This is a genomic window from Candidatus Bipolaricaulota bacterium (assembly GCA_021159055.1).
Taxonomy (GTDB): domain Bacteria; phylum Bipolaricaulota; class Bipolaricaulia; order UBA7950; family UBA9294; genus S016-54.
Map to the genome: position 1 here is coordinate 1 of JAGGSO010000078.1, position 8,378 is coordinate 8,378.

The window sequence follows — 8,378 nt, forward strand, 5'->3', positions numbered from 1 at the left end:
GATCTATAACGGGGAGATCGTGGCGATAAAGGATCCGGAGGATACCAACCGTCGCGAGCTCGGGGAGCTGATGCTGAGCGGATCAAAGACGGAGGAAAGTTGAAGCGGACGGCGCTGTTCCTCAAGTGCGAGAGCCTCTCCCGCGAGCTCGGGATCACCGCCCTTTCGATCATCCTTGCGTTCGGGGTCAGCGCGTTCATCGTCTGGGCCGCCGGGTTCTCGGTGAGCGCCGTGTTCATCAACCTGTGGAAGGGGGCGTTCGGGGGGAAGCTCGCCCTCGGCTCGACCCTGACCAAGTCGACTCCGATCATCCTCACGTCTCTCTCGTTCCTCATTGCGTTTCGCGCCGGGCTGTTCAACATCGGGGCAGAGGGGCAGCTGTACATCGGGGCGATCGTGGGAGCGGTTGTGGGAGCGTACCTCCATCTCCCGATCGGATTACACGTCTTCGTTTCCCTCCTCGCCGGCGGGCTCGCCGGTGCGTTCTGGGGATGGATCCCCGGGTACCTGAAGGCGAAGCGGGGGGTGAACGAGTTCGTCTCCACGATGATGCTCTCCTACGTGGCGATCGGGTTCACCGACTATCTCGTCGCCCCGCGCGGCCCGCTCCACGACGCCAAGTACTGGGCGAACCAGACGATCAGGATTGCGTCGACCGCCGCCCTGCCGCGGATCATGAAGCCGACCCAGGTGTCGATGGCGCTCGTCATCGCCGTCTTCCTCGCGTTCGTCGTCTGGTATTATCTCTTCCGCACCCCGGCTGGGTACGAGCTCCGCAGCGTCGGGCTGAGCCCGCCGGCGGCGGAGTACGGGGGGATCAGGATCGAGCGCAAGTTGATCCTCGCGTTGAGCCTTGCCGGGTTCCTCGCCGGGATCGCCGGGGCGGGCGAGGTCCTCGGGACCCACTTCAGGTTCATCGGCCGGTTCTCCCCCGGCTACGGATGGGACGGGATCGCGGGAGGACTGATCGCAAGGGCCCATCCGATCGGGGCGATATTCGCCGCCCTTCTGATGGGAGCGCTTCGGGCAGGGGGGATGCAGGTGCAGCGCTCAGGGGCGGCACCGGGTGACATCGCCGCTGTGATCCAGGGGCTCGTCATCTTCTTCATCATCGCCCCGACCCTGATCCGGATGCTGATACGATGGAGGAAGGGATGAGCACGCTCAGGGATATCTTCACGGTCCAGCTTCTCCTCGCCACCCTCAGGCTGGCGAGCCCGATCGCCCTCGTTGCTCTCGGGGAGACGTTCTCCGAGCGGGTTGGGATCATCAACGTCGGTGTCGAGGGGACGGCCGTCCTCGGTGCGCTCGTCACCGCGCTGGTCTCCTACTTCACCGGGAACGCCTGGATCGGGCTGATCGCGGCGCTGATCGCTGGGGGGCTTGCCGGGGCCCTTCATGCTGTTTGGTGCATCCGGTTCCGGGCGAACCACGTCGTCTCCGGGATCGGGATCAACATCCTCGTCGCCGGATTGGCCCTGTTCATCACGAGCTCGGTCTGGGGATGGCGCGGGACGTCCGCCTCGGCCCCGACCATCAGCACGTGGTACATCACCACGGCCGCGTTTCTGATCATCTTCGCCTCCCAGGTCTTCATGTTCCGGACCAAGTGGGGGCTGCGCCTCCGCGTCGTCGGGGAGAAGCCGGAGGCGGCGGACACAGCCGGGATAAACGTCCATCGGACGCAGTACATCTACACGATCCTGAACGGGGTCCTGTGCGGCCTCGCCGGTGCGTTCTTCTTCAACAGTGTCGGGAGGTTCACCTCCGGGATGGTCGGGGGGCGCGGGTTCATCGGGATTGCAGCGATGGTGATCGGTAACTACAGCCCGATCGGCGGGCTTGGGGCGGCGCTTCTGTTCGGGTTCATCGACGCCCTGCAGATGCGGCTGCAGAGCTTCATCCCGAGCCAGTTCTCGATCATGCTCCCCTACCTGATAACCGTGATCGCGCTCGCCTTCTTCATCAAGCGGGCGAACGTCCCCGCCGCGCTCGGAAAGCACTACGTAAAGCAATGACGGAAGGAAATCGGCTTCCCCGCTTCGACGGCGTATTCACTCCGGTCGTCTACCGGGACGGAGGAATCGACATGATCGATCAGACCCTCCTCCCGGAGCGGATCGTCGTCCTCCGGCTGACAGACGTTGCCGAAGTCGCAGAGGCGATCAGGACGATGCGGGTCCGCGGCGCGCCGGCGATCGGGATCACCGCTGCCTACGGAATGGTCCTCGCGGTGGAGAGGGGTGAGGATCCAGAGAAGGCAGCCGAGGCACTCCGAGGGACGCGCCCGACGGCGGTGAACCTGGCGTGGGCGGTCGAGCGGATGCTTGAAACGTTCGCACGGCACAAGGCCCAGTCCGCAGCCGATATCCGCGCGGCGATGCTCACAGAGGCCCGCAGGATCCACTCGGAGGACATCACGGCGAACCGGAGGATCGGCCGGCACGGGGCAGAGCTCCTCCCTGCCGGAGCGCGGGTGATGACGATCTGCAACACCGGAGCGCTCGCGACCGGGGGATACGGGACGGCCTACGGGGTGATCCGCGCGGCGCACGAAGACGGGAGGCTCGCGATGGTCTATCCGTGCGAGACGCGGCCGCGGCTGCAGGGGGCGCGGCTCACGGCGTGGGAGCTCCTCCGGGATCGGATCCCATTTGCGCTGATCGTCGACGGGGCGGCCGGGGCGCTGATGGCGAAACAGGAGATAGATGCCGTCTTTGCCGGAGCCGACCGGATCGCGGCAAACGGCGACAGCGCGAACAAGATCGGGACCTACGGGCTGGCGGTCCTCGCTCATCATCACGGAATCCCGTTCTACATCGTCGCCCCCACCTCGACGATCGATCCGGATACACCCACCGGAGAGAAGATCGAGATCGAGGAGCGCAGCGAGGACGAGGTCCTCGCCCCGTACGGGTGCCGCTTCGCCCCGGAAGGGGCCTCCGCCTGGAACCCGGCGTTCGACGTCACCCCCGCCGGGCTGATCAGCGGGATCATCACCGAGCAGGGGGTATTCCGTCCGCCGTATAGATTTGAAAATGGTGAGGGATGATGGTGCCGGATGATCTCCGCCGCCGGATCCTCGAGGTTTCCCGCGCGATGGCGAACGCCGGGCTGGCGCGGGGAAGCTCGGGGAACGTGTCGGCACGTACCGCGAGAGGGATCCTGATCACGGCGAGCGGGATCCCCTATGAGAGGCTCTCTGCAGCCCAGATAATCGAGATCGATTTCGACGGGGAAAAACGCTCCGGCCAAGGGGAACCATCCTCCGAATGGAGGATGCACGCCGAGATCTACAGAAGGAGGGATGACGTAGCTGCGATCGTCCATACCCACTCCCCCTATGCAACCGCAGCGGCGATCTCGCTTGGCTTTCTCCCGATCGTCCACGACGAGGGGAGGATCCTGTTCGGGGATGAGATCCCGGTTTCGCGGCACGCCCCTCCGGGGACGTGGGACCTGGCGCGGGCGGTCGCGGCTGCCCTCGGCGATCGGAGCGCCGCCCTGATCGCCTGCCACGGCGCGGTGGCGGTCGGGGCCAGCCCGGAGGAGGCGCTCATGCGCGCGGAGAAGGTCGAGGAGATGGCGCAGCTCTTCTGGCTGAGCCGGTTCTTGAAGGAGGATCATGAAAAGCGAGGCTGAACGCGGTCATGAGAAGATAGCCTGGGCGCGGGCCCACATGCCGGTGCATGCAAGAATAAGGGAGCGGTTCGAGCGGGAGAGACCGTTCGCCGGCCACCTGATCGGGGCGGCGCTCCACCTCGAGGCGAAGACAGCGAACCTGATCCTAACGCTGCGAGCTGGCGGGGCGGAGATGTACGTGATCGGGAGCAATCCCCTCTCAACCCAGGACGAGATCACCGCCGCCCTTTCGGAAACGGACGGGATCACGGTCTCGGCCAGGCATGGGGAATCGCTCGAAGAGCACGCGGCGAGCATCGACCGGCTCCTCGACGCATCCCCGACCCTGATCGTGGAGGACGGGGGCGAGGTGATCGGGAGGATCGTGGAGCGCGGGATCGAGCGGCTCCCACGGTTGATCGGGATCTGCGCGGAGACGACGACCGGGGTCGAGCAGCTCCGGGAACTGGAACGCGCGGGGAAACTCCCGATCCCGGCGATCGCGGTGAACGACGCGCGGATGAAGTACCTCCTCGACAACCGCTACGGGACGGGACAGTCGACCTGGGACGCGATCATGCGCTCCACGAACCTCCTCGTCGCGGGGAAGACGGTCCTCATCATCGGATACGGATGGGTCGGGAGGGGGCTCGCCCTTCGCGCCCGCGGCCTCGGTGCCCGCGTCGTCGTCGCCGAGCTCGATCCGATAAAATCGGTCGAGGCGCTGATGGAGGGGCACGACGTCGCATCGTTGAACGAGGGGATCGCGCAGGCCGACATCGTCCTCACCGCGACCGGGAAGCCGGGGGTCGTGGGGAAGGAGGCCCTGGAACGCGTGAAAGACGGGGCGATCCTCGCCAACGCCGGCCACTTCGGCTACGAGATCGACAAGGAGGCGCTGGATGAGATGTCGGTCGAGAACCGGGAGGCAAGACCCGGGGTCCGGGCCTACCGGCTCGCCGACGGGCGGACGATCTACCTCCTCGGCGAGGGGGAGCTCGTCAACCTGAGCGTCGCCGACGGGCACCCGGCCGAGATCATGGACATCTCGTTCGCGCTCCAGGCACTTTCGCTGGAGTACCTCGCCCGGAATGGAGCGACCCTCTCCCCGCGGGTCTACCCGGTCCCGGAGGAGATCGATACCCAGGTAGCGCGTACGGTGCTCAGTGTCCGATAGATGTGAGATGAGGCGAATCGAACTGGTTGTCTTTGATCTCGATGGGACACTTGTCCGTTACCACGGGGTTGAGTTTGAGTCGAGTTGGGGGGCGATTGCCGCTGCGGCTGGGGTGCGGGAGGAGTCCGAGCGGCTCTTGGCTGAGTACCTCCCCCGCCGTGACGCCTATCGCAGATGGGTGGAGGAGGATGCCGCCCTCCTCGCCGGGATCCCGGTGAGCCAGGTGGCGGCCCAGATCTTCCCCCCGCCGTACGCGCGCGGGGTCAGGGAGGCGGTGGATCGGCTGCGGGGCAAGTACCGCCTTGGGATCCTCTCTTCCGGGGTCGACCTCGTCGCCGACTACGTGAGGGAGGACCTCGATCTCGACTTCGCATTCGCTAATCGCCTCTTGGTAGAAGACGGGCGGTTCACCGGAGAGAGCGAGCTCGTGGTCGATCTGTGGAGCAAGGACGAGGTAATGCGGCGGATCGCAGCCGAATACGGGGTCCGGCTTGAAGAAATCTGCTTCGTCGGGGACCACGTAAACGACATTCCGGTGATGCGGATCGTCGGGCTCTCGATCGCGATGAACTCCAAGGATGACGATCTGTCCCGCATCGCCGACTACGTGATCGATGACCTCGCCCTCGTCCCCGAGATCATCGCGCGGTTCGAGCGGGATAATTGATTCTTTCGCCTCCACCATCTAAGATCGATTCGGTAACTGCGGAACACAAAGGAGGGGAATATGGCGATGACGATTGGTGCGATTGTTGTATTGGTCGTGATCTTTTTCATGAACGCGATCCGGATCGTGCGCGAGTACGAGCGCGGGGTGATCTTCCGATTGGGGCGACTCGTGGGAGCAAAGGGACCGGGGATCTTCCTCCTCATCCCGATCGTCGACAAGATGGTGAAGGTGAGCCTGCGGACCGTCACCCTCGACGTCCCGCCGCAGGAGGTGATCACCAAGGACAACGTCTCCACGCTGGTGAACGCGGTCCTGTTCTTCCGCGTGGTCGACCCATCCGCTGCGGTAGTCGAGGTGCAGAACTACGTCGAGGCGACGCGCCAGATCGCGATGACCACGCTGCGGAGTGTCCTCGGCGGGGTGGAGCTCGATGAGATCCTGTCCAACCGGGAGAAGATCAACATCCAATTACAGGAGATCATCGACGAGCAGACCGATCCGTGGGGGATCAAGGTGAAGACGGTGGAGATCAAGGACGTAAAGATCCCGCAGGACATGCAGCGGGCGATCGCGCGCCAGGCCGAGGCCGAGCGTGAGCGCCGCGCCAAGATCATCAACGCCGAGGGAGAGCTCCAGGCGGCGACCAAGCTGTCCGAGGCGGCGGCGATCATCCAGCGGAACCCGGCCGCGCTCCAGTTGCGCTACCTACAGACCCTGATCGACATCTCGGCGGAGAATTCGTCCACCATCGTCTTCCCGGTGCCGATCGACATCTTCAAGTTCTTCCAGCAGAAGGAATCGGAATAGACTCCTGATGGCAAGCTACGACCTCGTGGTGATCGGGGCCGGGCACGCGGGGAACGAGGCGGCCCTGGCCGCTGCCCGGCTCGGTGTGGCCACCGCGCTTGTCACGATCAACCTCGACGAGATCGGAAAGATGCCGTGCAACCCGGCGATCGGCGGGCCGGGAAAGTCGCAGATCGTCCGCGAGATCGACGCCCTCGGCGGTGGGATGGGGCTGATCACTGACTCCACGATGATCAACATCCGCCTTCTCAACACGAGCAAGGGGCCGGCGATGCAGGTACGCCGGGCTCAGTGCGACCGCCATGCGTACAAGACGGAATGGAAGCGGCTGTTCGAGCACGCGGACGGGATCGATCTGATCGAGGGGATGGTCGAGGAGATCCTCGTCTCCGATCATCGGGTGGTCGGGGTGCGCCTGCGGGAGGGGAAGGTCCTGCCCGCGCGTGCGGTGGTGGTGGCGACCGGGACGTTCCTGAACGGGCGCGTCCTCATCGGGAAGACCTCCTACCCGGCCGGGCGGAGCGGTGAGCCGCCGGCGATCGGACTGGCAGATTCGCTCCGAAGACTCGGCCTGCGCATGGAAAGGCTGAACACCGGGACCACCCCGCGCGTGAACGCAAATTCGATCGACTACTCCGGGCTCCCCCGCCAGGACACGAGCGACATCCCGCTTGGGTTCTCGTTCTGGACGCAGCCGCGCGTGCTTCCGCCGGACTATCCTGTTTACGTCACCCATACCAACCCCGAGACCCATCGCATCATCCGCGAGAACCTGCACCTGTCCCCGAACTACAACGGCAGCGTCGCCAGCGAGGGGCCGCGCCACTGCCCGTCGCTCGAGACGAAGATCGTCAAGTTCCCGGAGCGGGAGCACCACAAGGTGTTCCTCGAGCCGGAGGGTAGAGACACGGCCGAGGTGTATCTCCAGGGGATCTACACCGCGTTCCCGCCGGAGATCCAGGAGCGGATCGTCCACTCGATCGAGGGGCTGGAACACGCACACATCGAGCGCTACGGCTACGACATCGAGTACGATTACGTCGATCCGCGTCAGCTATCCCCGAGCCTGGAGGTCGACGGGATCCACGGACTCTACCTTGCCGGACAGATCAACGGAACGACCGGATACGAGGAGGCGGCCGGCCAGGGGCTGATCGCTGGGATCAACGCCGCCCGGAGCGTCCTTGGACAAGCGCCGCTTGTCCTATCACGCGGAGAGGCGTTCATCGGGGTGATGATCGACGACCTCGTCACCCGGGGGATCACCGAGCCGTACCGGATGCTCCCGTCCCGCGCCGAGTACCGGATCACCCTGCGTGAGGGGAATGCCGACCTACGCCTGGCCAGGATCGGCCACACCCTCGGACTGATCAGCGATTCCCAGTACGAACAGGTGGAGGAGAGACGGAAGCGGATCGAGGAGGTGCTGCGCGAGCTCAAGACCACCCGCGTCGGGCCGCGCCACCCGGTGAACGCTCGGCTCGCGGCGCGGGGAACGTCACCGCTCGACCAGAACGGGGCGAGCCTGTACGAGCTCCTCCGTCGGCCGCCGGTGCGGCTCTCCGATCTGCTCGACGTCTCCGCAATCCCGCCCGACGTCGCCGCCGAGGTCGAGATCGAGGCAAAGTACGAGGGGTACCTCGCCCAGCAGGCACGCGAGATCGCGCATCTGAAGAAGATGGACGAGATCCCGATCCCGGACGACCTGGATTACGCCGAGCTGACGAACATCTCGATCGAGGGGCGTGAGCTCCTCGCCCGCGTCCGGCCACGCTCGTTCGGGCAGGCGAGCCGCATCCCCGGACTCTCCCAGGCTGACCTGACGATCCTCGCCATCACCCTGCGGCGCTGAGCGCGCCATGACGCAGACTATCCCACCACACCTGAGCTTAGGTCTTACGGCATTTCAGAAGCGAGCAGTGCGTGAACGCCTGCCGACCCCAACAGCCACACCCCCGTCAAGTAGACATTCTACTTGATCAGGAGTACCCGTCATCGTACAAAATTCAATGGTAGACCCTTGTTATGGTAGACCCAGAAGCCTCGCACGCCATGTCCCCTCAGGTCGGAAGCGGAAGGGGAGGTTCTTCCGCCGGGTGTGCT

Annotated in this window: 8 protein-coding genes; all 8 read left to right on the forward strand. The window is 65.1% G+C overall.

Annotated elements, in window-relative coordinates:
- Positions 1–99: 99 nt before the first annotated feature.
- The 8 genes from J7J55_03940 (at position 100) to mnmG (ending at position 8,127) form a co-directional block, all read left to right on the forward strand.
- The gene (locus tag J7J55_03940) at positions 100–1,158 is read left to right on the forward strand and encodes an ABC transporter permease (GenBank protein MCD6141855.1); all 1,059 of its coding nucleotides are present in this window, start codon (positions 100–102) and stop codon (positions 1,156–1,158) included.
- Entirely contained in the window at positions 1,155–2,018 is an 864-nt protein-coding gene (locus tag J7J55_03945) for an ABC transporter permease (protein ID MCD6141856.1), read from the forward strand. Before J7J55_03940 ends, J7J55_03945 begins: the two co-directional genes overlap by 4 nt.
- A complete protein-coding gene (gene mtnA / locus J7J55_03950) occupies positions 2,015–3,052 on the forward strand; it encodes an S-methyl-5-thioribose-1-phosphate isomerase (protein ID MCD6141857.1) in 1,038 nt (345 codons plus the stop codon). The genes J7J55_03945 and mtnA overlap by 4 nt, the downstream gene beginning before the upstream one ends.
- The gene (locus J7J55_03955; GenBank protein ID MCD6141858.1) at positions 3,052–3,642 is read left to right on the forward strand and encodes a class II aldolase/adducin family protein; all 591 of its coding nucleotides are present in this window, start codon (positions 3,052–3,054) and stop codon (positions 3,640–3,642) included. Before mtnA ends, J7J55_03955 begins: the two co-directional genes overlap by 1 nt.
- Positions 3,626–4,798, forward strand: coding sequence for an adenosylhomocysteinase (locus tag J7J55_03960; protein ID MCD6141859.1), 1,173 nt, complete (start codon positions 3,626–3,628; stop codon positions 4,796–4,798). The genes J7J55_03955 and J7J55_03960 overlap by 17 nt, the downstream gene beginning before the upstream one ends.
- A gap of 7 nt (positions 4,799–4,805) precedes the next feature.
- Entirely contained in the window at positions 4,806–5,465 is a 660-nt protein-coding gene (locus tag J7J55_03965; GenBank protein MCD6141860.1) for an HAD-IB family phosphatase, read from the forward strand.
- A 66-nt stretch (positions 5,466–5,531) separates the two neighbouring features.
- Entirely contained in the window at positions 5,532–6,275 is a 744-nt protein-coding gene (locus J7J55_03970) for a slipin family protein (GenBank protein ID MCD6141861.1), read from the forward strand.
- A 7-nt stretch (positions 6,276–6,282) separates the two neighbouring features.
- Entirely contained in the window at positions 6,283–8,127 is a 1,845-nt protein-coding gene (gene mnmG / locus J7J55_03975; GenBank protein MCD6141862.1) for a tRNA uridine-5-carboxymethylaminomethyl(34) synthesis enzyme MnmG, read from the forward strand.
- The last annotated feature ends 251 nt before the right edge of the window (positions 8,128–8,378 follow it).

Coding starts and splice junctions, on each gene's coding strand:
- J7J55_03945 (MCD6141856.1), top strand. CDS start 1,155: ATGAGCACGCTCAGGGATATCTTCACGGTCCAGCTTCTCCTCGCCACC.
- J7J55_03965 (MCD6141860.1), top strand. CDS start 4,806: ATGAGGCGAATCGAACTGGTTGTCTTTGATCTCGATGGGACACTTGTC.
- mnmG (MCD6141862.1), top strand. CDS start 6,283: ATGGCAAGCTACGACCTCGTGGTGATCGGGGCCGGGCACGCGGGGAAC.
- mtnA (MCD6141857.1), top strand. CDS start 2,015: ATGACGGAAGGAAATCGGCTTCCCCGCTTCGACGGCGTATTCACTCCG.
- J7J55_03970 (MCD6141861.1), top strand. CDS start 5,532: ATGACGATTGGTGCGATTGTTGTATTGGTCGTGATCTTTTTCATGAAC.
- J7J55_03955 (MCD6141858.1), top strand. CDS start 3,052: ATGGTGCCGGATGATCTCCGCCGCCGGATCCTCGAGGTTTCCCGCGCG.
- J7J55_03960 (MCD6141859.1), top strand. CDS start 3,626: ATGAAAAGCGAGGCTGAACGCGGTCATGAGAAGATAGCCTGGGCGCGG.